At 46.3% G+C, this 26,560-nt stretch carries 23 protein-coding genes and 1 riboswitch; of the genes, 13 read left to right on the top strand and 10 right to left on the bottom strand.

Features of this window, described 5'->3' with window-relative positions; translation table 11 throughout:
* Nucleotides 1-14 precede the first annotated feature (14 nt).
* From ACUALS_RS21045 to ACUALS_RS21025, 5 genes are all read right to left on the bottom strand, one after another.
* Nucleotides 15-515 (bottom strand): GNAT family N-acetyltransferase, encoded by a 501-nt coding sequence (locus ACUALS_RS21045; RefSeq protein ID WP_454449614.1) that lies wholly within the window; start codon nucleotides 513-515, stop codon nucleotides 15-17.
* A 33-nt stretch (nucleotides 516-548) separates the two neighbouring features.
* Complete coding sequence (locus ACUALS_RS21040; protein ID WP_038136152.1) at nucleotides 549-986, bottom strand: GNAT family N-acetyltransferase; 438 nt, start codon at nucleotides 984-986, stop codon at nucleotides 549-551.
* Nucleotides 987-1,137: 151 nt separating this feature from the next.
* On the bottom strand, nucleotides 1,138-5,568 hold the full coding sequence (locus ACUALS_RS21035) for an SslE/AcfD family lipoprotein zinc metalloprotease (RefSeq protein ID WP_454449613.1): 4,431 nt from the start codon (nucleotides 5,566-5,568) through the stop codon (nucleotides 1,138-1,140).
* 175 nt (nucleotides 5,569-5,743) lie between these two features.
* Complete coding sequence (locus ACUALS_RS21030; protein ID WP_038135750.1) at nucleotides 5,744-5,989, bottom strand: DUF3297 family protein; 246 nt, start codon at nucleotides 5,987-5,989, stop codon at nucleotides 5,744-5,746.
* Between the two features lie 105 nt (nucleotides 5,990-6,094).
* Entirely contained in the window at nucleotides 6,095-8,086 is a 1,992-nt protein-coding gene (locus ACUALS_RS21025) for a U32 family peptidase (protein WP_454449612.1), read from the bottom strand.
* Nucleotides 8,087-8,936: 850 nt separating this feature from the next.
* Here ACUALS_RS21025 and ACUALS_RS21020 point away from each other — a divergent pair.
* Both ACUALS_RS21020 and ACUALS_RS21015 read left to right on the top strand, forming a co-directional pair.
* Nucleotides 8,937-9,227 carry a putative quinol monooxygenase gene (locus ACUALS_RS21020; protein ID WP_038187717.1) on the top strand — a complete coding sequence of 97 codons (291 nt, stop codon included), beginning with the start codon at nucleotides 8,937-8,939 and terminating at the stop codon, nucleotides 9,225-9,227.
* Between the two features lie 29 nt (nucleotides 9,228-9,256).
* Nucleotides 9,257-9,916 carry an NAD(P)H-dependent oxidoreductase gene (locus ACUALS_RS21015; protein ID WP_454449611.1) on the top strand — a complete coding sequence of 220 codons (660 nt, stop codon included), beginning with the start codon at nucleotides 9,257-9,259 and terminating at the stop codon, nucleotides 9,914-9,916.
* 74 nt (nucleotides 9,917-9,990) lie between these two features.
* Here ACUALS_RS21015 and ACUALS_RS21010 read toward each other — a convergent pair whose 3' ends face one another.
* Nucleotides 9,991-10,575: a TetR/AcrR family transcriptional regulator gene (locus ACUALS_RS21010; RefSeq protein WP_454449610.1), complete on the bottom strand. Its 585-nt coding sequence runs from the start codon at nucleotides 10,573-10,575 to the stop codon at nucleotides 9,991-9,993.
* 251 nt (nucleotides 10,576-10,826) lie between these two features.
* Between ACUALS_RS21010 and ACUALS_RS21005 the strand changes: the two genes are divergently transcribed.
* Nucleotides 10,827-11,375, top strand: a complete 549-nt coding sequence (locus ACUALS_RS21005; RefSeq protein ID WP_038135768.1) for a carboxymuconolactone decarboxylase family protein — start codon at nucleotides 10,827-10,829, stop codon at nucleotides 11,373-11,375.
* A gap of 84 nt (nucleotides 11,376-11,459) precedes the next feature.
* On the opposite strand, the gene ACUALS_RS21000 is transcribed toward ACUALS_RS21005, so the two are convergent.
* Nucleotides 11,460-11,885 carry a universal stress protein gene (locus tag ACUALS_RS21000; protein ID WP_454449609.1) on the bottom strand — a complete coding sequence of 142 codons (426 nt, stop codon included), beginning with the start codon at nucleotides 11,883-11,885 and terminating at the stop codon, nucleotides 11,460-11,462.
* Nucleotides 11,886-12,071: 186 nt separating this feature from the next.
* Here ACUALS_RS21000 and ACUALS_RS20995 point away from each other — a divergent pair, with 186 nt between their 5' ends.
* The 3 genes from ACUALS_RS20995 to ACUALS_RS20985 all read left to right on the top strand — a co-directional run bounded on the left by ACUALS_RS20995 (nucleotide 12,072) and on the right by ACUALS_RS20985 (nucleotide 14,857).
* Nucleotides 12,072-12,995 carry a LysR family transcriptional regulator gene (locus tag ACUALS_RS20995; RefSeq protein WP_038135770.1) on the top strand — a complete coding sequence of 308 codons (924 nt, stop codon included), beginning with the start codon at nucleotides 12,072-12,074 and terminating at the stop codon, nucleotides 12,993-12,995.
* Between the two features lie 92 nt (nucleotides 12,996-13,087).
* A complete protein-coding gene (locus tag ACUALS_RS20990; RefSeq protein WP_005473891.1) occupies nucleotides 13,088-13,393 on the top strand; it encodes a PTS transporter subunit EIIB in 306 nt (101 codons plus the stop codon).
* Between the two features lie 72 nt (nucleotides 13,394-13,465).
* Nucleotides 13,466-14,857, top strand: a complete 1,392-nt coding sequence (locus ACUALS_RS20985; protein ID WP_454450020.1) for a glycoside hydrolase family 1 protein — start codon at nucleotides 13,466-13,468, stop codon at nucleotides 14,855-14,857.
* Nucleotides 14,858-14,881: 24 nt separating this feature from the next.
* Here the strand turns inward: ACUALS_RS20985 and ACUALS_RS20980 are convergent, their stop codons facing one another.
* Both ACUALS_RS20980 and ACUALS_RS20975 read right to left on the bottom strand, forming a co-directional pair.
* Complete coding sequence (locus ACUALS_RS20980; RefSeq protein WP_454449608.1) at nucleotides 14,882-15,487, bottom strand: TetR/AcrR family transcriptional regulator; 606 nt, start codon at nucleotides 15,485-15,487, stop codon at nucleotides 14,882-14,884.
* Nucleotides 15,488-15,609: 122 nt separating this feature from the next.
* Complete coding sequence (locus tag ACUALS_RS20975; protein ID WP_454449607.1) at nucleotides 15,610-16,701, bottom strand: efflux RND transporter periplasmic adaptor subunit; 1,092 nt, start codon at nucleotides 16,699-16,701, stop codon at nucleotides 15,610-15,612.
* 269 nt (nucleotides 16,702-16,970) lie between these two features.
* On the opposite strand from ACUALS_RS20975, the gene ACUALS_RS20970 reads away from it, so the two are divergent.
* The 7 genes from ACUALS_RS20970 (at nucleotide 16,971) to ACUALS_RS20940 (ending at nucleotide 25,292) form a co-directional block, all read left to right on the top strand.
* Nucleotides 16,971-17,696, top strand: coding sequence for an IclR family transcriptional regulator (locus tag ACUALS_RS20970; protein WP_005473990.1), 726 nt, complete (start codon nucleotides 16,971-16,973; stop codon nucleotides 17,694-17,696).
* A gap of 4 nt (nucleotides 17,697-17,700) precedes the next feature.
* On the top strand, nucleotides 17,701-18,534 hold the full coding sequence (locus ACUALS_RS20965) for an arginase family protein (protein ID WP_039475142.1): 834 nt from the start codon (nucleotides 17,701-17,703) through the stop codon (nucleotides 18,532-18,534).
* Between the two features lie 544 nt (nucleotides 18,535-19,078).
* Nucleotides 19,079-19,612: a TRAP transporter small permease gene (locus ACUALS_RS20960; RefSeq protein WP_454449606.1), complete on the top strand. Its 534-nt coding sequence runs from the start codon at nucleotides 19,079-19,081 to the stop codon at nucleotides 19,610-19,612.
* The gene (locus ACUALS_RS20955; RefSeq protein WP_454449605.1) at nucleotides 19,609-20,772 is read left to right on the top strand and encodes a TRAP transporter large permease; all 1,164 of its coding nucleotides are present in this window, start codon (nucleotides 19,609-19,611) and stop codon (nucleotides 20,770-20,772) included. The genes ACUALS_RS20960 and ACUALS_RS20955 overlap by 4 nt, the downstream gene beginning before the upstream one ends.
* Nucleotides 20,773-20,971: 199 nt before the next feature.
* Complete coding sequence (locus ACUALS_RS20950) at nucleotides 20,972-22,024, top strand: TRAP transporter substrate-binding protein (RefSeq protein ID WP_454449604.1); 1,053 nt, start codon at nucleotides 20,972-20,974, stop codon at nucleotides 22,022-22,024.
* A gap of 558 nt (nucleotides 22,025-22,582) precedes the next feature.
* The gene (locus tag ACUALS_RS20945; protein WP_454449603.1) at nucleotides 22,583-24,475 is read left to right on the top strand and encodes a PhoX family protein; all 1,893 of its coding nucleotides are present in this window, start codon (nucleotides 22,583-22,585) and stop codon (nucleotides 24,473-24,475) included.
* 664 nt (nucleotides 24,476-25,139) lie between these two features.
* Complete coding sequence (locus ACUALS_RS20940; RefSeq protein WP_005473982.1) at nucleotides 25,140-25,292, top strand: hypothetical protein; 153 nt, start codon at nucleotides 25,140-25,142, stop codon at nucleotides 25,290-25,292.
* A gap of 69 nt (nucleotides 25,293-25,361) precedes the next feature.
* On the opposite strand, the gene ACUALS_RS20935 is transcribed toward ACUALS_RS20940, so the two are convergent.
* On the bottom strand, nucleotides 25,362-26,264 hold the full coding sequence (locus tag ACUALS_RS20935; RefSeq protein WP_454449602.1) for a LysR family transcriptional regulator: 903 nt from the start codon (nucleotides 26,262-26,264) through the stop codon (nucleotides 25,362-25,364).
* Nucleotides 26,265-26,392: 128 nt separating this feature from the next.
* A riboswitch (TPP riboswitch) is annotated at nucleotides 26,393-26,505 on the top strand.
* Nucleotides 26,506-26,560 lie beyond the last annotated feature (55 nt).

The following is a 26,560-nucleotide window of genomic DNA, read 5'->3' as shown; positions in this document are numbered from 1 at the left end:
GCGGGCTCCTCTAATTATCGGGCGACGGAGTAAGTCAAAAGATCGTCAAACTCGCCATAGAGTCCGGTATTGGGATCTGCTGTCATTCCTAGTTTTTTGATGATCGCCAGTGAGGCTAAGTTTTGCTTTAAGGCGACACCATAAATCTTGTCTAGCGGTTGGGTCTTGAAGGTTTCTGAAATCACGGCGCTGGCGGCTTCAAAGACATAACCTTTGCCCTGATAACGGGGAAGGATAGCGTAGCGCACATCACTAAACCTTGGATCGGCGCATTGTTCTACACCGACATACCCAAGCTTAATGTTAGGTTCTGCTTTCTCATAAATGATGTAGGTGCCATAGCCATGCTGCCAATGAGCAAGGCGTTTGTCAGTGTATAACCTAATTTCATCTTCTGTGTACGCGCTGCCTTTGGGAAGGTATTTGGTTAAAGCATCTGAGCCTAGAATCTCAAGGAATATATCAAGATCACCTTCTGTTGCAGGTTTGAGAATTAGGTGCTGAGTGGAGAGCATAGATGTCCTTATCATTACTGCTAGAGCGCTGGGCTATGGATAGAGTTCTAGCTCGTGCTCAAATTTGTTTTCACCTACTTTCTCAAAACCGAGTCGCTGATACAACTTGTAAGCGGGATTGGTTTTGATAACGCTTAAACCAACCACTGCATTGGTTATTTTTGCTTTTTCTATCAATGAGTAGATCAATTGGCTACCAACTTGTAAGTTCTGATAGCCTGGGTGGATTTGAATTTGGATCAAGTACCACAGGTTTTGTTCTTTTTGGTACTCGGTTTTAAACAACCCAATCGGAGTGTCATCAAGGTTGATGATCTGCGCGCAATCAAATTTGTATTGAATTCGGTCTACATAGGCTTCGTAAGTGGTTGGCATACCGGCATCTTCGAGGTAATCGCGCATGGTTGCATGGCGTAGATTGATCAGAAAGTCCAAATCTGAGGGGAGCGCTTTTCTCAATGTAAGCTTCATATCTTCGTCCGTAAAGTTATATTCATTTTGGTGCATATTGCCATCATTGAGTTTGTGAAACAAATTTTGTTTGAAATCTGACCAAAAGAAAAAGCGCATGTAGACGAGAGCCTAACATGCGCTTTGTGCTTTTTGCTGAGACGACCGCTGCTTAGTTTGGAGCGTAGTCGAGCGAGTTTACTGCAAGTGGCGACGCTTGCGGTTTACTTAGCTTAAGCGTCTCTAGCATGGTGAAGGCCGCTTGGCTTATAGGACCTTGATACACTTTATGACCATCAGGGTTGGTCATTGAGGTTTCACCAACGTTCCATGCGTTGAAAAATTCACTCAAATCGTAACCTGATACGTACGAGCTACATACCATCATTAAGTCCCCGCCAGACAAGCCGGTTTCTGAAGAACTGCAGTAGTTTTTGCCTTCATCTCCCTGCGAATCACCACGCGCTTTACGGTGCATTAGCTTGAACATGTTCCAGCCTTCATCACTGCCATACACCGCTGGTTTTTCAGCGTCTGGGTACCATTCGTCGATTTTGAAATGGTGTTTAGCCCAGATTTTCAGTTGACCGAACATCACCAGACGCATACCCGCATCGCCGTGAGACCAAGCGTGTCCATTGTTAGAGCTTAGCCAAATTGGTGCTTTTTTGATGTCGGTGCGAATACGATCCATCTCTGGGCTGTTGTTGCGACCTTCAAGCTCTTGCATGTACAGGGCCAGCACATTGTTGGTCACCTCTGTACTTCCAGCTGCCGTGAAAGGTGCGGCAGCGAGGTTGTGACCGACTTCATGCCACAACAACCAATCGTCCATTGCGTTGGTCGGAACGTTAGTGCTATTGGCATTGAAACCAGAGTTCATGACCGGGTAGCCTGAGTGAGCGGCGCCGATAGAAATCTGCACGTCATTGACGAATCGATGTCGAAACTCTTTGAGCTCTGGATAGGTGAAGCGGCGATGTAGGCCGTCTGCCGTGGTCTCATCCCTGCCATAGAAGTCACTTGCCGCATCTGCGAAGCGGTTCATCGCCTTGGCGAATTTAGCCAAATCTAGGTTTTCTAGATTTTTAACCGCCGTGGTGTAGATGAATGAACCCGTATCCACTTCGGCAATCGGAGCTGTTGCGAACTCAGGAGAGTTCATCCACTCGCCTTCTTTCCACCACGCTGCTTTTTCTACGCCTTCGAAATTGAAGGTGACTTCACCCAGTTCTGTCTCTTTGGGTTGAACGTAGATCAATCCACCGTATGGAGCCTTGAAGGTCAGCGTTGAACCATCATAGTGATAGCTTGTTTGCATTCTCGGCGGGCGTTTCAAGCTTACTTCATGGCGTGGTTTGCCCGTTAAATCATCGGCCATCATTACGGTAATGGTTGCTGCTACGCCGCCGCTTACGGACACGTCTTGCAACTGAGGTGCCCATAGACCTGTGGATTGTCGGTTGCCTGCCGAGTAGGAGACCGCTTGCCCGTCGGTTTGGATATTGATTGATTCATTGCCACCAAAGCCCGGCGTTTTCCCTGGGTATTGAGTGGTGTCTACCGTAATGTCGAAGTCCCAGAATGAACGCCCTAACATTATACGAGTTAGAGGTTTTTCCATGTAGTTAAGGGGATAGCTAGGATTGAGTTGTCCTGCAAGCTCACCTTCACCATGAAGCATGTTGTTTGCAACCAGCGATGCTTTGAGATCAACGGGGCAGTTTGCTTCGCCAGCGTTTGGCTGATGTTTGCCATCGGTATAACAGTTGAGGAACTGAACGGCTTGCTTAAAGCCAAGTTCGTCCTGAATATTACTCTCGTAGCGGTATGGGTTGTCGTTCCACATCCAGATAGAGAGGTTGTCGTAAGTTTGGTTTAACTCTGTACTTGATAAACGCACGCCCCGTTTACCTTTAGTTCGGTAATAGATCTCGTGGTTGTACAGAGCGGTAAAGTTTGCCCCTAGATTCGCGGCTTTAACCATGCTGCTGATAACCGATGGGCTGACTTCATAACGGTCGAAATCGGCACGATAGTAGTTACCACGAACAGTGAAACCATCCCCTTGGCGTGTTTCAATACAGTTAAACTCGTATTGATAGTCGTTACTACAAACGGGTGTCCCCTCGAAAGCGGTTTGTAGCTCTTCAATGGCGGCTAAGCGTTCTGCTTCGCTCTTAACAAAAATACGAGCGTGCTTAGTGATTTTGACTATTTGCCCTTCATCATCCAGAACAGGCTTGCCGTTTTCGTCCAGCTTGACCACTTCATAAGTCGGAATTTCGAACTTGATCTTGGTTTCATCTTTTATCCATTCAACACTGCCATTTTGATGGACGGTGAACGGCGGTTTGCCATCCACATCTTGGAATCGCTCTAACACCACCATATCGTGTTGGCTTTTAACATGTAGATTTGGGTACATGCTTTGGCAATAGTATGACGAGCCGCAGAAAGCTTGGTTGGTTGGCGTCACGTTTTCTCCGCCAACGGATATACCGGCAGCGTCCGCTAGGCGGCCAATTGGCTCAGGGTTTGCGGTTTGCAGCGCTTCCATAAACAGCACGTTGCCGCCATCGTTGATGTACTTAATCAACGCCGTGATGTCACGTTGGCTGAGGTAGGGATTGTCTAAGTCTGCAACGAATTGGTAGGTCATACCGTCGCCGATGATGCGTTTTGGATACGCTTGCAGCAACAGGATAGGTGTTTGCTTTGCATCAAGCCCGCTGAATCCATTTTTCCCCAAGGTGGTCACGGGGTCAAAGCCAAACTCTGGATTAACAAAGAAGTCGTATTCTAAACCCGACTGTGAGTTATGGTGTGCGGCGTACGCTTTGGTTATGTTGGTCGCAATGTTTAATCCGGCTACCGATTCGCCTTTGTTAAACCATTGGAACAGGTTAGAGAAGAACCGCTGCATGGCACCGTTATCGTCATGCAATGTATTCACTGCACTGTTGATAGAACATGTTTGTGTTTTGCTATCGATCTTTAAGGCGCGATCTGCCCAATAACTCTCAGGGCACGACAATATACTCGGGTACAAGCCATTACCCATAAATACTACTTTGCCTTGGCCAATTTCACCTGCTGTGACGAATGGAAATCCGTAAGTTGCATTGTCTTCAGACACGGTTGGGATCGCTGGCATGTCAATGGTTGGATGCTCAGCAATGTATGGTCTGCCCTCGCGTGTCCAAGCTTGTGGCTCGCCAAAATTGAGTTCTCGGTTTTTGTCTGCGCGAGGCATCATGATTGGGAAAGCACGGTTAGACAGGTTGAGAGCACGCATACCGCGTGTGTAACCCGTTGCCCCATAGAAGCTGCCGTTGTCATTGAATACATGGAAGGTATTCACGTTGCGAAAGATAGCATTCAAGGATTCAGTAACGTATTTACCACTGTCCAAGGAAAGCACCGCTGGCTGGTGGAAAGCTCTGCTAAATGGCGTGGTTTGATTGAGCTCCCCATCAATATCTGCGGTTAGCCCGCTACTAAACTGAGCTTCAAATTCGTTAGGTAGCGCAAAATCAGAACCGTCAATAATGCCGCCATTCGGTAGGCTTAGATTAATGAGTTCGTTGATGACATTTGGATAGCGAGCAAAGGTTTGTTGCACCTTCTCGCTAATTTCCAAATTGTTTGCGTTAGACGTGGCGTAACGATCAAGTAGCGATTGAATGTTGGCTTTTACCACCAGATTATCGGTGACATCCGTGAGTTTATAGTCGATTTGGTTGCCTGCTAGCTTGCCAAATTCAAACGTATCGATACCGAATGTGATGGTATCGCCCCACAAGTATTCGAATTCGCCATTTTCGTCCGTGATGCCTGTAGAGTTAGCTGAGAAATAACTGATACCACTGATAGTTTGGCCGTTTTCATCCGTTAGCTTGCTTCGCGTCAGCACTTTACCTTCGGTGCTTGGTTTATAAACGTAACTCTCTTCCGCAGATGCAGAAACAAAGTTAGAGTTCAGGTTGTTACTTGCGTCTGGATCGACTGCTGGCACGACATCTTCATCGACGTGAGAGCTTGGCGCTTTATCCACTTCATCTGTCGACTCTTGTTTCTTTTCGTCTAGGTAGTCATCAACAACTTGATTGTCATTAAGGTGCTGATAAACATTTTCAATATCGAAAGCGTCTATTTCGTTAAGGCAGATTTCACTGTTGCTGTCGCAGGCATCGATCGATTGAAGGACTTTGGTTACGTTTTGGCCATGCAACTGACTTAAATCAAACGACGTTGTGATGTTGTCATTGAATGCGGTGTTGCGCGAATCACTTGGGAAAGGTGCACTAAATTCACCGAGTTGGACATGCCCCAAAGTACAACTGAACGAGGTCCCTTGTTTAACTTCAAACGTACCTTGGCTAAGAACACTGCCATTGCACTCCACTTCTCCCGATACCGTTTGACCTGAAGCAAGCAGTGAGCCGATGTAAGTGACAGGAGGGATGATATCTGTCGGAGGAATGGTTTCTATTGGCGGTTGAGGATCAGGAGAGACAGGAATGTCGTCTATGGTGATTTTGTCGTGACAGCCTGTCATGGTGATGGTGGCTATCGAAAGTGCAAGTAAGGTTCTTTTCATAATCTACTGGTTTTATAACGTGAACCAGTATTCTAAGTGCTTATTTTATCTATATTTATCAAATGTTTTAATCCTCACAAGTAAAGATCTTTATGGTTTGAAAAGATGGCTTTTTGCGACGAATAAAAAAGCCACTCAACTGAGTGGCTTTCGGTTAAATTAGGCTAAGTCTGACTTAGATGTAGTACGCTTCTACTTCGCCTTTCAGTTGGATAAGCATAGGGTTACCGTAGCGGTCTTTTGCTTTTGGAGACGCAATTTTTACCCAGCCTTCGCTCACGCAGTACTCTTCAACGTCTGTGCGCTCTTTGCCTTTAAAGCGAATACCGATCTGGTGATCGAAGCACTCTTTTACAAAGAATGGGCTACGTGGGTTGCCTGATAGGCGATCTGGTAGAGCTGGTTTAGCTGTATCTGTCATTTTGTGTGACCTTGAAGTCCGTAGAAAAAGTGCGCCATTGTAGTCATAGCTTGGTCTTGGTTCAAGCCATCAAATGACGCGAATTAGAAGCGAGCAGAGCTTTTGCTACAACCCCTTTAAATATTGTGCGTTTGCCGTAGGTTGAATTATATCGTTGAGCGTTTGGGCACGGTCTGAGTTTGGTTCTTTTAGCGCAAGCAAAAATGCATCGACTAACTCTGGTTTACTCACCGATACTCTGGTTTCTGTTTGAATATCGCGCAGGTCAATCAGCACGTCAGTCAACAGCTGCGGTAAATCTTGGATCACTTGCAGATTGAGGACGTTGTACTCGCTGTAGATAGCGTTATGACTGCCTTTTTGTTTTTGCACCACATACGGGTTGTCTTTTAGGTTGATGATGGATGTGCGCTTGTCACAACGCTTCAAACAGCCTTTGTTTACCTTAATTTTGCGGCAACCTTCGGTTTGTTGGAACAAACATTGACGACTGGTTAAGAGCGTATTTGGGTGGTAAATGCTGTAGTAGCTGCGCATGTTGTGTGGTCGCTTAATGTGGCGCATCTGCTTCATGTTCAGCTCGTTAGAGATAAACGCACCGCTTGCGGCGAACTCTTCTTGCAAACATTTGAATGAGTAGGAGTTCACCGTGTTCATCTGCGGGCCTGCAACCCAACCTAATCCCAGCTCTTGAGCCAAAATGCCCACACCAGAGTTGTTGGTGATCGACAATTCTGGCTTCACTGCCTCTAAGAATGCTCGTGCGGCTTGGTAATCGTCACCAGTCAAAATTGCAGGGAACCAAGGTTTCAATCTTGGGTTTGTTTGGAACAACTCAATCATCGCATTCAGTTCACCCGCTAATCCCATTGGTAGCTGGAAATACACATCGACATTACTGTCTTCGCATAGTGCGGTATCTTCTACTGATGAAATCAAGACAGATAGCTTCGGAGCGCCTTCACGTACTTGTGGCTCAGGCAGGGTTGGCAAAGTCGGTACATCAATCGCGCCCTTTAGGCTGCTGGCAGAGGCTTGCGTTGAAGTCACATCAAAATGTTGAGTCTTCTCTGCAACCTTATCAATGATGGCGGTTTTGTCGTCGTAGAGCTTTTTCTTCACGCCTTGTACATCATCGGCGGATTCGCATTTGTAGATCTTCGAGAAGTGTTTTACGGCGTGATCGCGAGGGTTGTCGATGTACATCGCTTTACCAAAGTCGCCTTGCAAAAACGCGTTGGAGAAATCGCGGTTAAACACAGTGTAAAGCTCAGTGGTATCGTTAGATAACTCGATGCCATCGCATAGACGATCAATCTGCTTACGCCAGTTATCGACCACAGTGTAAACGTAGTGGGATTTCTTAATGCGACCTTCCACTTTCAACGAATACACGCCCGCATCGGCAAGCGCTTCTAGATCGCCAAATGCCGAGTTGTCTTTCATGTTGAGTGGGTAGCTGTTACCTGTTTTGGTGGTTTCGTACTGCTCACGACAAGGCTGGCTGCAACGACCACGGTTGCCCGAAGCACCGTTGCGCGCCGAGCTTATGTAACAGATGCCAGAGAAGCCAATACAGTATGAGCCGTGGACAAACACTTCCATCATTACATCATGCTCACGACCAAACTGAGCTAAATGCTTAATCTCATTGATGTTCAATTCACGAGAGAGATTCACGCGGCTGGCTGTTAGCTGGTTAAGAAACAGGATCTGACCTTCATTGTGCGTATTGAGTTGGGTAGAAGCGTGTACGTCTAGATCTGGGAAATGATTCTTGAGGATGTAAGCCAAGCCAAGATCTTGCACGATGACGCCATCAATTGCGGTTGTGTTTAATTGGCTTAGCAAACGCACGATGGCTGGAATTTCGCTTTCCAGAATCAACACGTTCAGAGTCAGGAAGATCTTACAATCGTGCTGATGCGCGAGCTGCAACACGCCATTTAAGTTATCTAAAGTGAGGTTGGTCGCTCGGTTGCGGGCATTAAAGCGGTCTAGTCCGCAGTATATGGCATCGGCACCTGCAGCAATAGCGGCTTTGATGGAATCCAGATCGCCACCCGGGGCTAATAACTCAAATTGATCGCGTGTCACTATTTATCTCTTACTCAACATGAACGTGAGCACGTATTCTACGGGGTTCAAAAATGTGATGTTGGTCTAGTTCACCTTTTATTAATCTGGGTCAATAAGATCGTGTATCCGCTTTCGTTTTATCACGTGGAGCGTAGCAATTTGAGTAGTTGTAATCCGTCACTCGCTTGTCCCGAGTAGCCAACCAATCGTTTTGGGTAGCGCCATGGAATGGTGGTCATTAACGCTTGAAGGAATGAAAAAGTTGCGGAGAAGTTGAGGCAGTATGTTGCGAACGGAGGTGTACTGACATTTTGCCCAACGCTGAACAAGAAATAGCATCCCCAAGATGCAAGCGGACCACCGAGTAGTACAAAGGCTCTTTGCTGAAGGGAGAGAGTAGAGGATATCTGGCAAAAACCTCGATGAAATGGTGTAGCTGAGGTGATGATAGTCAGTCTACCCATTGGGATAGTGAAACCTCTTCGTGGTGTACCTAAAGAAATGGTCACGTGCTTTACCCAAAATAGTTGTGGTATTGCGTGGCCGAGTTCGTGTATCAGGGTCAGTAAGGGGGCGATGATAAACAGTGAGAATAATAACGCTTGCAGGGTATCCATCTTAAAGTCCTTGGTCTAACGGTTTAGCTCTATTATCTGTACTGGCTTTTCAAGTGGAGGACTTTGCGACAAACGGTGAAATAGCAGGATGAATGGTGAGAACGTGAATTTTATTATCAAAAAATAATTGATAATAATTCAAAAATTAGACTCTTTATCGCGCCTTTATCCTGCCTTAATATCACTCTCAAGCAAACATAAAGCAGAAGCAATCAAAGTGGTTGCGGACGATAAATATCAAGGCTAAGTCGATGAGCAAGTTAACAATTGTGGCAAATATTATTGCTAAGCAAGACAAAATCGAAGTGGTGAAAAGTGAGCTTATCAAGCTGATAGAGCCAACTCGCTTGGAAGAGGGCTGCATAGATTACAATTTGCACCAAGACAACGAGAATCCAGCGCATTTTGTCTTCCTTGAAAATTGGACATCACGCGAGCTGCTGCAAAAACATCTGCAAAGCGAGCACATTGCCGCGTACAAAGCCGCAACAGAAGGCGCGGTTGAACGGTTTACTCTCGACGAATTGACCCATATTGCGTAACGCAACCCCTATTATATTGAGGCACGAACATGACACATCCAATTATTAAAGACTTAAACACTCGCTACACGGCTAAAAAATACGATGCGACGAAACGCATTTCTGCTGATGATATCCAAGTGATCAAAGAGGCTCTGCGTCTTTCGGCTTCGTCTATCAATTCGCAGCCTTGGAAATTCATCGTATTGGAAAGCGACGATGCGAAACAGCGTTTCCACGATACGTTTGCCAATAAGCATCAATTTAATCAACCGCACGCGAAAGAAGCTTCACACACTATTCTCATGGCTTACGATCCAAAATTCACCAAAGAGAAGTACGCCAAGCGTGTTGATGCCGAAGTGACATCAGGCCACTTACCGGAAGATCGTTACCACATGATGCTTGATGGCGCATACGGGTTTGCAGAAGCGAATACAGACGAAAATGGCTTTAATGGCACTTGGACAAAAGCGCAAGTCTACATTGCACTGGGTAACTTACTGCACACCTTGGCTCGCCTTGGTATTGATTCAACGCCAATGGAAGGGGTAGATCCAGAGCTTATCGGTCAGATCTTTGAGCAAGAGTTAGATGGGCATGTATGTGAAGTGGCATTGGCGATTGGCTACCACCAAGATGGGGAAGATTATAACCACGGCCTACCGAAAGCGCGTATGCACATGGATGACGTGATTGAAGTGCTGTAATCACAACATGCCTGAAAGAGACGACAAAGCCTGACCTTAGCGTCAGGCTTTGTCGTCTTTGCAATACTCAACACTTAAAACGGGTGATGAGTAAAAATATCGTCGATCATTTCTTCAAGCAGCGTGTCATCGTCGTTGGCTTTCGCGTAGGTACGCAAACCCGCAATTTGCACTTGGAGATGCCGAGCAAGTTTGTTGGCATCTTTCTCTGGAGAGAGTTCACCATGCTGCTGCGCTTGAACAATCACTTGGGCAAATGTCTCTTCCATCTTGCGAAAGCAGGCCTGCGCTTGCTCTAGCAGTGCTTGGTGTTCGTCGGTCAGTTCGGCGATGGTTTTGGCCAACATGCACATTCCATTGGGCGCATGATGTTTCGTATTTATAACCACTTGTTTCACAAACGCTTTCAGACCATCCAGTGGAGAAGAGGAAACTTCTAGGCAGGCGTTTAAGTTCTCAATACCCATCTGCGTGTAGTTGTTCAACGCTTCCTTAAACAGCCCATCTTTGCTGCCAAATGCTGCGTAAATACTGCCTGGGCGCATGTCGATCACGTCTTGTAGGTTTCTCATTGAGGTGGCGTGAAAGCCTTTTCGCCAGTAGAGATCGGTGGCTTGATTGATGACCCACTCTCGGTCGAATTTTGCTGTTTTGCCCATGCTGTAGAAACTCAATGTTGAACGACAGTTCAAATTATAGGTGGTTTGTTAGGGGCGGTAAAGCTGTGATCAAGCATCTTTGTCGCCTGTGATACTAGGCACATAAAAATAAATCACTGATTTTTAATGGCTTTAAAATTATTTGAACGATTGTTCAAATTAATTATTGAACGATCGTTCAAATAGATCTATCGTATGTCCATCGCTAGGGCGTATCTAGCACTGAAAAACAAAGACAGGAAGGAAAGAAAATGAACGAGTTCAAACGCCACACTATTGAATCAGCACCAGAAGAGTCGAAAGCCATCTTGCAAGGTGCGCAGCAAAACATGGGCGCGGTTCCGAATTTACTTGCGACATTGGCTGAATCACCAGAAACGCTTAAGGCGTACAATCAGCTTCATGCTCATTTCGCCAATAGCTCATTTACCGCTGAAGAACTCACTGTTGTTTGGCAAACCATCAACGTAGAACACGAATGCCGTTACTGTGTTCCTGCGCATACATTGATCGCTAACTCAATGAAGGTGGATGAGAATATTACACAGGCGCTGCGAGACGGGACTCTGCTACCAACAGACAAACTTCAAGCCTTGCACGACTTTACCTTGAGCATGGTTCGTGCGAGAGGTAACGTTACTCAGGCTGATCTGGAAGCGTTTTATGCAGCGGGTTACGGCCAGCAGCAAGTGCTAGAAGTGATTCTGGGTTTGTCGCAGAAAGTGATCAGTAACTATGTCAATCACGTGGCGAAAACGCCATTGGATCCTATGTTCCAACCCTTTGCGTGGGGCAACTGATTCACACGATTACTGGTCATAGATCAGTAATGCATATTTTTAGTAAGGCCCAAAGAGTTTGGGCCTTTTCTTGTATTTGCTCGATCAAGATTCAATCGGAACCACGAGTATATCCACAGGAGACTTGTTGATGAGGTGCTGCGAGTAAGAAACAATGCGACTCCAAAAGTCTTGGTGGTGGCCGCATATTAAAAGATCCACTCGGCTGTCTTGAATCACACCATGCAGCTTGTCACTCAAATCCCCAGTTCCGATGAAAAACTGGCTGATGGGGAAGTTGGCATTGTCTTCAAATGCCTTGAGCTGCTCCATTTTATGGCTATCGAGTGGTCTTAGATCTGGGGTCGCTTTGATGTCGACAATATCAGGATAGATTTCGCCGTGCGTCCCGTCGATATGAATAAAGGAGATACGTGAATCAAGCTGCTTAGCAAGAAAAACAGCGCGCTCAATAAGGCTGTTACTCTCTTCTGAAATCTCTAATGCGACAAGGATATGTTTGTAATGCATAACCAGCCTCTTCCTAATCAATACACACATATAGAGAATAGACGCTCCAAAGAGCAAAGATTGCTAACTCGATCTCGCTCCGAATAAATACTCAATCTATTTCATTTGATATTGATCTTTGTCAGCTTGAGCTTTTCATCAAAGCCGGTGTAATCTTTCGATAATTATCAAACAGGAATAGATAATATGTTGCTTGAAGATCTGCACGTAGTACTGAAAGTGGCCGAGATGCGCAGTATTACTAAAGCTGCCACAGCGCTAGATATGAGGACTGCAACGGCGAGTGCAGCGGTGAAACGTGTTGAAGCGTCACTTGGCAGCGAGTTGTTTATCCGCACAACACGGCAATTGAGGCTCTCAAGTGCAGGTGAGCGCTATATCCCAGAGTGTGAAAAGGCGCTAGAGCTATTGTCGCAAGCGAAGCAGCTTATGCGGGAAGAACAAGGGGAGATCGATGGTGAGGTGCGAATTTCACTCTCCTCAGACCTTGGGCGCAATGTTGTTGTCCCTTGGTTGGATGAGTTTTTAGACGCGCACCCTAAGTTGTCGTTGCGCACGCACTTGAGTGATAGCAATGTCGATCTCTACCGTGATGGCGTGGATATCGCACTGCGTTATGGTTCGCCGACAGACTCAAACCTGTATGGATTTAAGATATGTGATATCCGAAAAGTATTGTGTGCCAGCCCTGAGTATTTAGCCAAACATGGCGAACCCAAACACCCTGATGACTTAAAGCATCACAATGGGCTGTTTTATCAGTTACGTGATGTGCTGAAAGATGAGTGGGAATTTGTCAAAGATGGGCAAGAGATCAAAGTAAAAATGTCGGGAAACCGCGCATCAAACGATGCGGATTTGGTAAGACGCTGGTGCGTGGCCGGAAAAGGGATCGCGATAAAATCTTATTTGGATATGTCGAACGATTTGCTGGCGGGAAATGTTGTGGAAATCATGTCTGACTACCAGCCCACAAGCAGTGAATTGTGGTTGGTCTGCCCAAGTCGTCGCTCTATCACACCCACTGTGCGCTTGCTGCGCGATATGTTCCGTGAGAAGACACAGCATGTGTGCGACCTGCTTAATCAACGGGGCATTATACGCTCGTAATTGTCTTTTTGCTTAGGTCTTGCTTTGAGTCAGAGAAACGCGAAAGTGCTTGTGTTACATGTGAGGTTTATTTCGCTTAAAACGGCACGACTATGTTTCGTAAAATTATTCAAACCATAAAACGCTTAGGCTCAACGAACAATAACTATGAGCAAGAAGTTACCGAGATCGTCGACGCGATTGGCGGTCTCGACAATATTTTGGAACCTGGCGCGTGCGCGACTCGCCTTCGACTGACACTTAAGCAGACCGCTTTGATTGATAAAAAACGTCTGACGGACAGCGGCGCATTTGGTGTTGTGATCTTAGATGAGCAACATGTGCAAATCATTTACGGGGTTAAGGCGAATAGCTACTCTCAGATCATTGAAGAGCGTCTACAAACTAGGAAAGGGTAATCTAAAAAACCGGCCCTATTTTGCGTCGAATATCGGCGTAGACTAATCCAAACAATCATTCGAAGAGCACAGATTATGTCATTTCCAAAACACTTTCTTTGGGGCGGCGCGATTGCTGCCAACCAAGTCGAAGGCGCCTTCAATCAAGATGGCAAAGGCTTGTCTACCTCAGACATGTTGCCAAACGGTATTTTGAGCCCTCACCAAACACGAGAAGAACGAAACGAAGGGATTAAAGATCTCGCCATCGACTTTTACCATCGTTACCCAAAAGATATTCAGTTGTTTGAAGAGATGGGTTTCAACTGTTTACGTTTGTCCATTGCGTGGACGCGCATTTTCCCAAATGGTGACGAGTTAGAACCCAATGAAGCCGGTCTTGCCTACTACGACAAGTTGTTTGATGAGTTAGCCGCACACGGGATGCAGCCGTTTGTCACCTTATCGCACTATGAGATGCCTTACGCATTGGTGGAAAACTACGGCGGCTGGGGGAGCCGAGAGCTCATCACCTTTTTCGAACGTTACGCACGCACGGTGTTTGAGCGTTATAAAAACAAGGTCAAACTTTGGCTAACCTTCAATGAAATCAACATGTCTTTGCACGCGCCTTTTACCGGGGTTGGTCTTCAAGAAGATGCGAGCGAGCAAGCGATCTACCAAGCGATTCATCACCAACTTCTTGCCAATGCCAAAGCGGTGAACCTGTGTCATCAAATCATCCCAGACGCCAAAATCGGCAATATGCTGTTGGGGGCGCTTTATTATCCGTACACCTGCAACCCAGATGATGTTCTGGCAGCGAGGCATGAGAACAATCAATGGCTGTTTTTCGGGGATGTGCAAACACGTGGTAAGTACCCTGGCTACATGCAACGTTATTTCCGCGAAAAAGGGATTACCATCGATATGCAAGATGGCGATCTCGAACTGCTGGCGAGCGCGAGTGTCGATTTTATTTCGTTTAGCTATTACGCCAGTGGCTGTGCTAGCGCCGATCCCAAAGATAAAGAAGTCGGCAACATCGTTTCAGGTGTGCCGAATCCTTACCTTGAGAAAAGCCAGTGGGGTTGGTTGATTGACCCGAAAGGGCTGCGAGTGTTGCTCAACTTTTTATACGACCGATACCAAAAGCCGTTGTTTATTGTTGAAAACGGGTTGGGCGCGCGCGATGAAGTGACACCAGAAGGCGAGATTATTGATGACTATCGCATCGCGTACTTAAATGATCACCTCGTACAGGCTCAAGAGGCGATACTCGATGGTGTTGATTTGATGGGCTTTACCAGTTGGGGACCGATTGACTTAGTCGCGAACTCGACTGCCGAGATGAGTAAACGATACGGCTACATTTATGTGGATCGCCATGATGATGGAAGCGGTACGCTTGAACGTAAGCGCAAGAAAAGCTTCTATTGGTATCAGGACGTCATCCGCAGTCATGGTCAGACATTGAGCAAATAAACGAATGAGGAGCCAATTGGCTCCTCATTTTGTTTTTTGGCAGGACAGAAAAAAATCAATGGCAGATTCTAAGTTGCGTTGTCGCTCACTCAGATCATTGGGTGCCATTCCCAAGAAAACAGGGAAAAAGGTTCGCCCTTTGATTAACGCCCATAAATTGGTCGCCAGTTCCGAACTGTTTTGTGGCGGCAGAGCACCATGATGAATGGCAGAATCTAACCAAGCTTCCATTGGGCACGCTTTAATGCTCTCAACATTATTCAAGTGACATTGACCTTGGCACATGGCTTCAATCGTAATGGCAACCAGCAAACGGCGTCTTTCGCACTTCATCACTCGCTCAAGCTGAGTGGAAAATATGTCGATCAGCTGTTGGCGTAAACTCTGGTTGGGGTCGAACGGCGGTAATGCGTGATTGAGCTTCTCTTCTTCCATAATGTGCTCAACAACCGCTTGGTAGAGATTCTCCTTTGACCCAAAGTGAGAATAGACCGTTGGTTTGGTTGTCCCTGCTTGCTTGGCGATGACCTCCAAAGAGGCGCCTTGAACGCCAAGCTCTTTATAACATTCAATTGCCGCTAAAATAATACTCAGCTTGGTTCGTTCTCTGCGTTGACTTCGTTTATCCATACCTTTATCCGTACAGGATGGGGAAAGCTGAGAAGCTACCATAGTTTGTCGTTCCTTCTACTATTGGCGCGGTGTTTTGAGAGTTTTTTCATCTTTTAGTCGCTCGTTCGCTGCTTTTAGCATCAAGGTGCGCGATTGAGTATTTCGTTAAGCTGGTTGACGATATTGACCATAGGGTCGATTTTTTTACCAACGAGTTGCGGCGCATCAGGTGTCGATAACACAAAGTCGGTCGCTTCAATCCCCTCGGCGATGGGCACATAACCTGTATAGCGCTCTTTGATTGTTGCAAGGGTCACTTGCTTTGGCCGCACAATCCGTTGTTCGTCAAGGACAAAGAGAGTCGGGATACCGTCTTCAGTATGTAGCGCGATTTCTGGCACAAACAGCTGGGGTTTTGGCTCTGGGCTATTGAGGTAGAGCGTCGTCTTCGAACCAATCAGGTGTTCGCCATTACCATTGTCAAACACCGCATAGGCGGATAACTTTGCATGTTGATCAGATAGGCTTGAGTCGACGTACTTGAGCTTGCCATCAATAAAGCTCCCCTCCGCTGATTGAAGCGACGCTTTTAGCGTGTCGGGTTCGTTATTCAGGACTTGGCGGAAGGTATTGAGCACCTCTGGTGAGGCCATAAAGTGCACTTCAACCGTATCAGTGGCCACCAGTTCAGAAACTAGATCTCCCGCATTGACAAGGTTGCCCGTATTAAAGCGAATTTGGCCCATTTTGCCCGAAAATGGCGCGTAAACTGTGGTCGACTTCAGCGCATTTTGCGCGTTGAGCAAATTGTTTCGTGTTGCGTCGACGGCTTTCACAGCGGTATTGATCCTTGGATCGTTTTCATGAGCGGTACGGGTGAGCTCCATGATGTTTCTTGTCGCCATTTGATACTCATACTCTGCCGCCTTAACTGCGAGGGCGGGCAAAGCATCATCAAAGCTAAATATCGGCTCTCCTTGGTCAACGTATTCGCCATCCTGAACATAAATCGTATCGATTTTCGCGCTATGCTCAGCAATGATTTGGGTGAATTGCGATGGCTTAATTTCGCCATCGAGTGGGGTTAACTGGGTGACTTGGCGCTCGATTGGAAACTGCACTACGTAAGCGGTGGGCTGCGCGTTTGGTCCAGCTTCTGAACGCTGACAAGTAAAAAACAGAATCGGAGCAAGAGTAAAAGTAAGGCCAACAGAAAGGGCGAGTTTGTTCATGTCTGTCCCTGGATTATTATTGTTCTGGCTTATTGGATTGGTAAATGGTGCTGATTTTATTATCGCTCCCAAGAATATTTTAACTTTACCGTTAAGTAAAGTTATTGGCAGGTTCAAGAGTGAGACAAGGTTAAGACCAGAAAACAGCGGTACGGGTTAATTCTCGGATTATGAGAAACTATTGTGACTAATGCTTATTAATTCCTACAGGATAAGAATACAATTTGATCATCAACCAATTCTAGCGATACAACAAGAGCGTGAACTCTATGAAGCAGAGTAGTGGACAAGTAAACGAGAAGGTTCTGCAGTTATTAATGCAAGTGGCGGTGAATGATGAGCCGGTGACAGCCAAACAGCTCAGCGAGCAAGTAGGAACACCAATCAGTAGCTTATATCGTCATCTTAAACTGTTAAAAGAGTGGAACCTGATTGAAGAGAGTCCATCAGACAAAACCTTGATCATCGGTCCGGCTGCATTGATGCTAATGCGCAGTTACGAAACCAGCCAGCACGATTTGGATGCGGTTGATGTGGTGCTAAATCGGCTGCAAAAACAGACCGGTGAAATGGCGGCGTACATGGTGCCTGTAGGCTACAGAGCGCTATGTGTGAGCCGTAAAGAGAGTATGCAGGCGCTTCGTTGCAGCTACGTCCAGGGTCAAAGTCAACCTCTGCTGCGAGGCGCCTCATCAAAGGTGATGCTTGCGTATATGCCTGCGCAGCGATGCGAAAAGATCTTACGTTACTTTGGCGAATACAACCATATTTCGCAGTGGCAAGAAGAGTTGGCGCAAATCCGCAATCAAGGATACGCGCTCAGTACTTCGGAGATCGACTCAGGGGTGTCAGGGATCAGCGCACCAGTGATGAAAGGAACAAAATTGGTCGGAGCGATTTCGGTCATGGCGCCTGCCCATAGGGTAGAACAAAACCGGCAAAAGATAATTTTGCACGTTCTTCAAGCAGCAAGGGCTTTGCCCCCAGAAAGGTAATGCGATGTTTGGGCTATTTCGACGTAACAAAACACACAGTATCACAGGTATTTCTTCACATCGGTTAGCGTTGTTGACCGTATCGGAACGAATTAAGCCGATGAAACAGGTGGACTTTGAGATAGCCGATCAGAGCTTAGAAGAGATGTTTGACTGGCTAGTGTCGTTGGATCAATCGCACTGGTTAAATGGTGGTCACTACAATCTCATGGAGCAGTCTGCTAATCAGTTCCAATTGCACCTCAGCCGCTTTCTAGGCTCTGATACTTTGCCCGTTGTGCTGACAAACAATAGCGAGAGTTTGCTCTATAGCTTGCCTCTTCTTCATTCTTCGCAGCGAGATTTGGGCATTATTCATATTGGTCGGCAGTTTGAGTTAAAAGCGTCACTAGAGCCTGACCAAGGCTCGGCCTTTCACTTCGCATTGTCACGCTACAATGAATGCCGATTGTTCTGTTTGGGGATTGACAGTGCCAACATTGACGAGCGAACCATTGAGTATGCAGAAGATCTTGGCTGTGATTGGTTAACGTTGCCAGAGTGCAATTTTAGTCATCGTTTTCAAGTGAAGCAGCAGATCGCAACGTATCTTACCCATTGTGAAGAGGTGATACTCAACATTGATCTTGCTTGCTTATACCCAGTTTCTCGTTTGGAGCAGGGCAGTGCATTGGATATTCAAATGGTCAGCCGTATGTTGAGACAAATCTTGATTTCAGGAAAGGTGCGCCAAATTCAGTTGGTCGGCTATAAAGATAAACACCTGTTCTCCAAACAAACTCAGGCCATTTTCCATGAGCTTGCCCAAATGTTTCCATCGAACAACTGCGCAGCTTAATGTTACTTTCTAACATCGAAACTTTCTTGTGCGAGGCAAGGCTAAGCGATGTTAGCGCTAAGCGTAAGCGATGAATTGATGAGTAATAATGAGCCTTGCTTGTCGGGGCTCAAGCCATAGCCTGTTACGCATTTTTTGTGTTCTGTTTTGCTCTCTTTCCCATCATTCCCCGTCCTTTTTGAGTGTGACCAAATTCACTTCTTAGCAACAAAGTCCTTACTCTTTGTGCTGTGTTACTTTTCTCCCAATTAATTATACCTTTGTCACTAACCCTTTGATCTGACGTGTCTGGCGCCATGTTACTTTTTAACAATTAAGTTAATCTTCATAAATTGCTCAAAAATTAAAGTTGTTCAAAAACAATGCCTTAGTGTTTGTTTGTGAATCTTGTGTTAGAAACTATCACACAAATTTATTTTTGTGATCATGAACACTTCACCACAATTATCTTATCGGTATGGTTAATTTATCCGCACTTCAGTGAGCAAAACTTATGCGGAAGCGCCTCCAAGGAATGCTGTCAAAAAGGAAGGACAATGGGTTTATGACATTACCGAATAACATCATTACAACAACAAAAAATCGGCTAAATAAAGCCAATCAATTTGCAGTGGGAATTTTGACTGTCTTATTGATTTTAGATGTTTGGCTAGGCGTGTTGGATCGCTACGTACTCAAGCTGCAATTGGTGTGGGTTGAAGAGCTGGCACGTTACATCATGATATGGGCAATCTTAATGGCGGTGCCATGCTGTACCGCCGGCAGAGAACATATGGGGTTAGAATTTGTCACTAAGCGTTTTCCCTATGTCGTCCAACAAGTGGTTAAGATTGGTGTTGGAGCGCTGACTTTTAGCTTCTTTGGCTACATCGCCTACTTAGGTTATACCTTTGCAGAGAAGGGCGCAAATCAACTTTCAACGGTTTTCTCAATGCCAATGGCGTATGCCTATGCGGCAATCCCCGTCACTTTTGCTCTGTCCAGTTTCCAAGCTTTGTTGGTCTGGCTTGAAGATATCTACGCGCTGAAATTGTACTTAGCGTCTGAGAAGTTTGATGTGCAAGGAGAGCAGTTATGATTGTCGGTGTAGTGTTTTTATTGTTAATGCTGATTGGCGCTCCGATTGCTATCGCGTTAGGTGTGGCAGGTATCACCGGGATGTACGATATGGGCGGTGCACACTTTGCGTCGCTGGCACCAAGTAAGATCTTTAATGGCTTAAATATATTTCCTTTCTTAGCGATGCCGTTTTTCATCTTAGCGGGTGAGATCATGAATCACACAGGCATCACTAATCGACTCGTCTACCTGTCGGAAGCGTTGGTTGGTCACTTTCGTGGTGGTCTCGCGCATTCAAACATGGTGGCATCGGTGTTTTTCTCAGGCATTACTGGCTCAGCCACCGCGGATGCCGCGGCATTTGGCCGAACGTTAGTGCCAGCTATGGAGAAACAAGGCTATTCGAAAGATTATGCTTGCGCGGTGACTGCGGCGGGCTCAATCATCGGCCCTACCATTCCCCCATCAGGGCTTATGGTGGTTTATGGCTCGCTTATGGGTGTGTCGATTGGCGGCTTATTTGCAACGGGTATCTTACCGGGCATCTTGGTGTGTCTGGTATGTATGGCAATCATTGGCGCAATGGGTAAACGCAAAAACCTCCCCAAAATGAGCCAGAAAGCGACGCTTGCTGAAGTACTGGATCACTTTAAAAACTCAGCCTTAGCATTGCTGATGCCACTTATTATTCTTGGCGGGATTGTGTTTGGCATTGTGACGCCAACGGAAGCGGCATCAATCGCGGTGGCTTACGCGCTGGTGATTGGTACCTTCATCTACCGGAATCTAACGCTCAGCGCACTCTTTCAAATGGTGATTCGCACGGCACAAATCTCGGCGGTTATCTATCTCATCATTGGTTCCGCTTCGATTCTTGGCTGGTGGCTGAGCTTTAATCAGATCCCACAGATGATTGCGGACATGTTTATTTCATTGTCGGATAACCCACATGTGATTTTGGCGCTGATCATCGCGCTTCTACTCACGGTTGGCATGATCATGGATATCAATGTGATGTTGATTATCCTAGCGCCAATCTTAGTGCCATTGACGATGGAAATCGGTATGGACCCGCTGCATGCAGGTATCGTCTTTATTCTTGCTCTTAATATCTCATTGATGACACCGCCAATAGGGGCTTGCTTGTTCGTCCTTTCATCCGTCACTGGAGCAAAATAGAAGGCATATCGAAAGAGTTAATGCCGTTCCTTATCGGCCAACTGCTGCTGTTATTCGCTATCGCATTTTTCCCAGACATAGTGCTGTTTATCCCACGACTGCTGGGCTACTAGCGCTGCAACACCCTGACCCTACAAATCCTGGCTATTGCATTAGCCTAGCCAGGTAATAACTAAAATTCATACATAATGGAGTTATTATGAAAAAGCTAACCAAATCACTGATCGCAACTGCTCTGGCAACCAGTCTATTTACCGCCCCTTTTGCTATGGCAGAAAAGGTCCTGCGTATCGGCCATGACAACAAAGCTGACATCATGGAGAACCCTGCCCACGCGTTTACTGGGGTGTTTAAAAACATTGTTGAAACGGCAACCAACGGTGAAATTAAGGTTCAAGTATTTCCTAGCAACCAGTTAGGGACGGCGAAAGAGCACATTCAGATGGTACGTGATGGTCAGCTGCAAGGGACACTTTCGCCAGTTGGTCCTCTTGCCGGTTACTACCCACGTATTGGTGTATTGGATGTGCCTTTTGCATTTGATAACAACGCGTCTACCTATGAAGTGCTTGATGGCAAGTTTGGTAAGGCATTAGCGGGCGACATTGAGGCAGAACTGAAAGATGTCAAAATCTTAGGCTTCCCAGATACAGGCGGCTTCTTCTCAGTGACTAACTCTAAGCGCGCCATTGAAGATCTCGATGATTTTAAAGGTCTGCGAATTCGTACCATGACGCTGCCAACACACCAAAAAATCATTCAGTCTCTGGGCGCTGAAGCGTATCCGCTCTCGTGGGGCGAAGTCTATTCATCTCTGCAAACAGGCGTGATTGATGGCCAGATGAACCCTGTACCTACGGTCTCTTTCGCTAAGTTTAACGAAGTGCAGAAATACCTAACTCTGACGAATCATTTGTTTGCCCCATACACTTTCATGGTGAACAAAAGCTTTTACGATGGGTTAACGGAAGAAGAGAAGAAGATTGTTTCCGATGCGGTCGAGATCGCGTTAAGTGCTAACCGCGGTCTATCTCGTTTGATTGAGGCATCAAGTGATCGCGGTCTAGAAGAGCTGAAAAAACGTATGAAGGTTAATTCGTTGACGGCTGAGCAGCGTGAGTCAATGCGAAAAGCAACGCAGCCTGGTGTGATTGCTTACGTGAAAGAAACACACGGTGATAAAGGTGCCGAACTTCTCAATCTATTCCTTGAGGAAGTCGATAAAGCCAACCAATCTACCTATTTGAAATAGGCTCTCTCCAGCCACTTGCCCCGACACGCGTTGGGGCTTTTTTGTTTTTAAGGGATAAGTATCCCGTCGTGCTGTCGATAGCGAAGTTCTACTTTCTCATTTTACAGAGCCTAAAAACGCAAAAGCTGGCGATTAAGCCAGCTTAGTTTTTTGGGTTAGCACATTAAGATTCTTTGTTCGCGTTTTTGTTCGACTCTTTCCAATACTGAATACGAACGCGATGCAATTGTGCTTTTCTCATTTTCTTCATGATATTCCCTCACGTAAATACAAATCCGCTCTTCACTGAGCTAATGTGAATCAAGTTCCTCATGAACAAGACTCAATTTAGCCGCCAATTTTTAAAAAAGCTAGGGTTTGGTTCACATTTTTTTGCATGTATGCCGTACCTTATTTACCAAAATTGAACCATAGCGCACTTTAATGAGTTTGCCATGTAAGTGTCGTTTTTCTGTAAAGGGTTCTTAACCCATAAGAAACAATAAGTTAATTTCTCTGTCATTTACGGCTTCTACCATTCCTTGGCAATTTTAATTAAAACTAAGCAAGGAGTCAGCAATGTGTCCAGTTTCAAGCGATAAGCGTGATAATCAGGATTCTGAGTTCAGCCAAATGATCGATGCTCGTCTGTCGAGACGCCGATTTTTAGCTGGAACAGCGGCAGTAAGTGCAAGTGCATTTCTCTCGCTAAACCCGATCACAAAGGCTTTCGCTGCAAAAGGTGAAAGTGCTCTGCTCAACTTTGAAGCGGTTCCAGCATCGACAGCTGACGCATTCATCGTACCGAAAGGTTATAAAGCGACCCCATTACTTTCTTGGGGAGACCCAATCTTTAATGGCGCGCCTGAGTTTGACCCAAGTGGTAAGCAAAGCTCTGACGCGCAGCTTCGTCAGTTTGGTGATAACACCGACGGTATGAGCTTTTTCCCAATCAATGACAACCGCGCAGTGATCGCGGTAAACAACGAGTACACCAATTACGATTTGCTGTTTGATCACGGCGGAAAGGCGATGACAGCAGACGACGTTCTTAAAGCGCAAGCAGCGCATGGCGTTACCGTGTTTGAAATTATCAAATCCGATACCGGTTGGACGCTCGACAAAAGCGGCGCACGCAATCGACGCATTACCGCAAACACGCCTATGAGGCTAACCGGCCCGGCTGCGGGGCACGATCTGATGAAAACCGAGCTAGACCCTTCAGGTATGAAGCCGCTTGGCACATTCAACAACTGTGCGAATGGCCAGACGCCTTGGGGAACGTACCTCACGTGTGAAGAGAACTTTAACGGCTACTTTGGTACTAGCGCGAGCGCAGAGCTAAGTGATGATCACAAGCGTTATGGTGTGAAAGCGGCGAAGAGCAAGTATCAGTGGCATGACAGCGACGAGCGTTTTGATGTGGCAAAACACCCGAACGAACCACATCGCTTCGGCTGGGTTGTCGAGATTGACCCGAATGACCCAACATCAACGCCGCTAAAGAGAACAGCTTTAGGTCGTTTTAAGCATGAAAATGCAGCGTTACTGATCAACGATGACGGTCATGTGGTTGTGTATCTCGGTGACGATGAGCGCGGAGAGCACTTATACAAGTTTGTGTCGAAGAACAAATATCAGCCAGGCAACGACAAAGCAAACCGCAACCTACTGGAAGAGGGCACTCTGTTTGTCGCCAAATTTGAAATGGATGACAATGAGCTCAAAGGCAAAGGTCAGTGGATTGAGCTGACACATGGCAAGAACGGTTTAACCAAAGAGAACGGTTTTAACGACCAAGCAGAAGTGATGATTTTTGCTCGCCGTGCTGCGACACAAGTTGGAGCCACCACGATGGATAGACCTGAGTGGGTTGCGGTTCATCCAAACAACAACCATGTGTTCTGTACGCTAACCAACAATAAGAACCGAGGTGTGAAAGAAGGTCAACCTGTTGGTGGTCCTAACCCTCGTAAAGAAAACCACTACGGTCAAATTGTGCGTTGGGTACCGCAAGCCGGTGACCATACCAGTGCGGGATTTGAGTGGGACCTTTACTTAATTGCAGGTAACCCTGAGGTCCACAAAGGTAACCTATATGCAGGAAGTGCCAACATTACCGCAGATAACATGTTCAATAGCCCAGACGGGATTGGTTTCGACTCTGCGGGACGTTTGTGGATTCAAACCGATGGTAACTACTCGAACAAAGGGGACTTTGCAGGACAAGGCAACAACCAAATGTTGTGTGGTGACCCAATGACTGGCGAAGTTCGCCGTTTCTTGACAGGGCCAATTGCATGTGAAATCACGGGGCTGACTTTCTCAGCAGACAACAAAACGATGTTTGTGGGTGTCCAGCACCCAGGTGAAAAAGGCGCGCCTTCTCACTTCCCAGGTGGTGGTAACAGCAAGCCGCGTTCAACGATCATGGCGATCACCCGTGAAGATGGCGGCGTGATTGGCGCATAATCACGATTAAAGTGGTGTAATCAAAGCTTCAGAGTGCCTGACTCTGGAGCTTTTTTTATTCTCAGTTCCTTAAAAGTTGATACCAGCGCGACTATCTGTACTGCACAAAGCCTAAAAGCCAAAAATGGATAATATCTCCATTATTGAAACAGCAATGGCTAGGCTGTTTTTTACCAATTACTCTCCGCAAAGACAGGGCAACACTGAAATATCGCGCCTTGTTGGGAGTTAATTACGTGCTAGATTTGGTTTTTTACAAGCTTGTAACGTCAACTCTCAGTCACTTTTTTGTCAATTAATTGCTCTCGCAAGAGGAAAGTTAGCGCAAGTTTAAGTGGTAATTTTGCCGTCTTGAGCGGGATGCAAGCTCAAAAGCAAGAAAAGTGTGACTTTGTATAAATTAGCTACTAAATCTAGTTGCTTCGTTTGTACGGTATGTCTATATTGAAAGAGTACCCAAACTAACCAAAGGTGTTTAGACCAAGTCGATTTCAATAGTTAATACGAATACACTGCACGATACAGAAACACAACTTTGCGCGATTTTGCGCTGTGTGATTCCCAAACGTAAAAGAATAAAGTATTGCATGACGGCCTTCGCGATTTAGCGGCATCTTATGGTTAGCCAGGTATTGGTGATGTTAACCATGGAGGAGATTAGGCTATGATATCAGTGATTCTATTCGCATTAGCAATTGTGGTTTTCTTCTGTTGTTGGACTGCCCAACACGGTCTACCTGTGTTAGGAATGAAGCTCGATGAGACCGACCAACTTCTATTGTCGGAAGTGCTCGGTGAAGAAGTTCTAGAAGCATAAGCTACCCACTCAGTCGCGCAGGGGGCACCTACGGGTCCTCCTAGTGCCTGCCTTACTATATACTCCCCGCTATTCTCTCTTTGCAATACTGTGCTCAATGGTCTCCTTAACGGTCTTAAACCTTGCCGGCCAATCGCGGTTCTTTTTTGAAAGTAAGTAGAGGCTCTCGGTTATTGAGCTTGGTAATGGATAGACCGTGACCTGCTCTCGGTGGGTAAAACTTTCCAACGTGCTTTTGGGCAAAATAGTAAACCCTAGTCCTTTCGATACAGGCAGAAGAATTTGCGCAATCTGATTGACGTAGCCCGTCATCGGGACGTCATTCATGGCTAGGCTAGCGAGCTCGGGATCATCGAACTGTGAAAAATAGAGCGCGAAGTAGTGGGCAGCATCAGGGTGACGAATAAACCCTAGCTGCTTGAGAGTGTCTACGCTCATTGGCTGCTTACTCGCAGGATGCTTGGCGGGTAACATCAGGCACAGAGGCTCATGCCCGAGTTTTTCGCTGTGGAAGCGAGCGTCATTCGGCACTCGTGTCACAATCCCAAGGTCGGCGCGATCGTCAAGTATGTCATTGAGGATTTTATGCTCCGGCGCTGCCTCGACTTGTGGAATGAGTTTTGGGTGATGACTTTGCAACTCCAGCAAGGCGGGGTAAAGCATCAGGGCCATTGAACCGGAGCAAGAGAGCGACACGGTTCCGGCATAAGGATCGTCTTCGCCCAATGAGGCAAGGAGCTGCTGTTCACTCTTCTCAAGACGTTTGGCGTAGTCGTAAACGGCGCTTCCTTGCTCGGTAATCGAGAAACTTTTCTTATCTCGCTTAATCAATAGATAGCCGCATGCTTCCTCAAGCTTTTTTATGTGCTGAGTGACGCCTGGCTGAGTCATGAACAGCTTATCTGCCGTTTTGGTAAAGTGGCCTGTATCGATAAGAGTGGTAAACGTTTTTAACCAAGTAGGGTTGAGCATGATGCTGACTTCATAAAATTCCATTATGAAAATTAGATTAAGCGATAATTACTGGTTTGTGTAGCAACCCTTGTCTGAACGGCAAAATTATTGTGTGCATCACGCTTATGATTGCTGTTATTATTCTCAGCAAATAGTCGGGGGGCCTGACCATCATCGATGGCATGGCTGAGATCGCACTGCGAGACCCGTTGAACCTGATTCAGTTAACACTGACGTAGGGAACTATTCGCGTGACACTGGGTAGAGTGTCCGCACTCGCTGGCAATTTCTCTGCTGGATGAGAGTTCCTGTAC

It is taken from the genome of Vibrio sp. NH-7, assembly GCF_053643215.1.
Note: the sequence above shows the minus strand (reverse complement) of the source record. Positions and strands in the feature narration are given on the sequence as shown.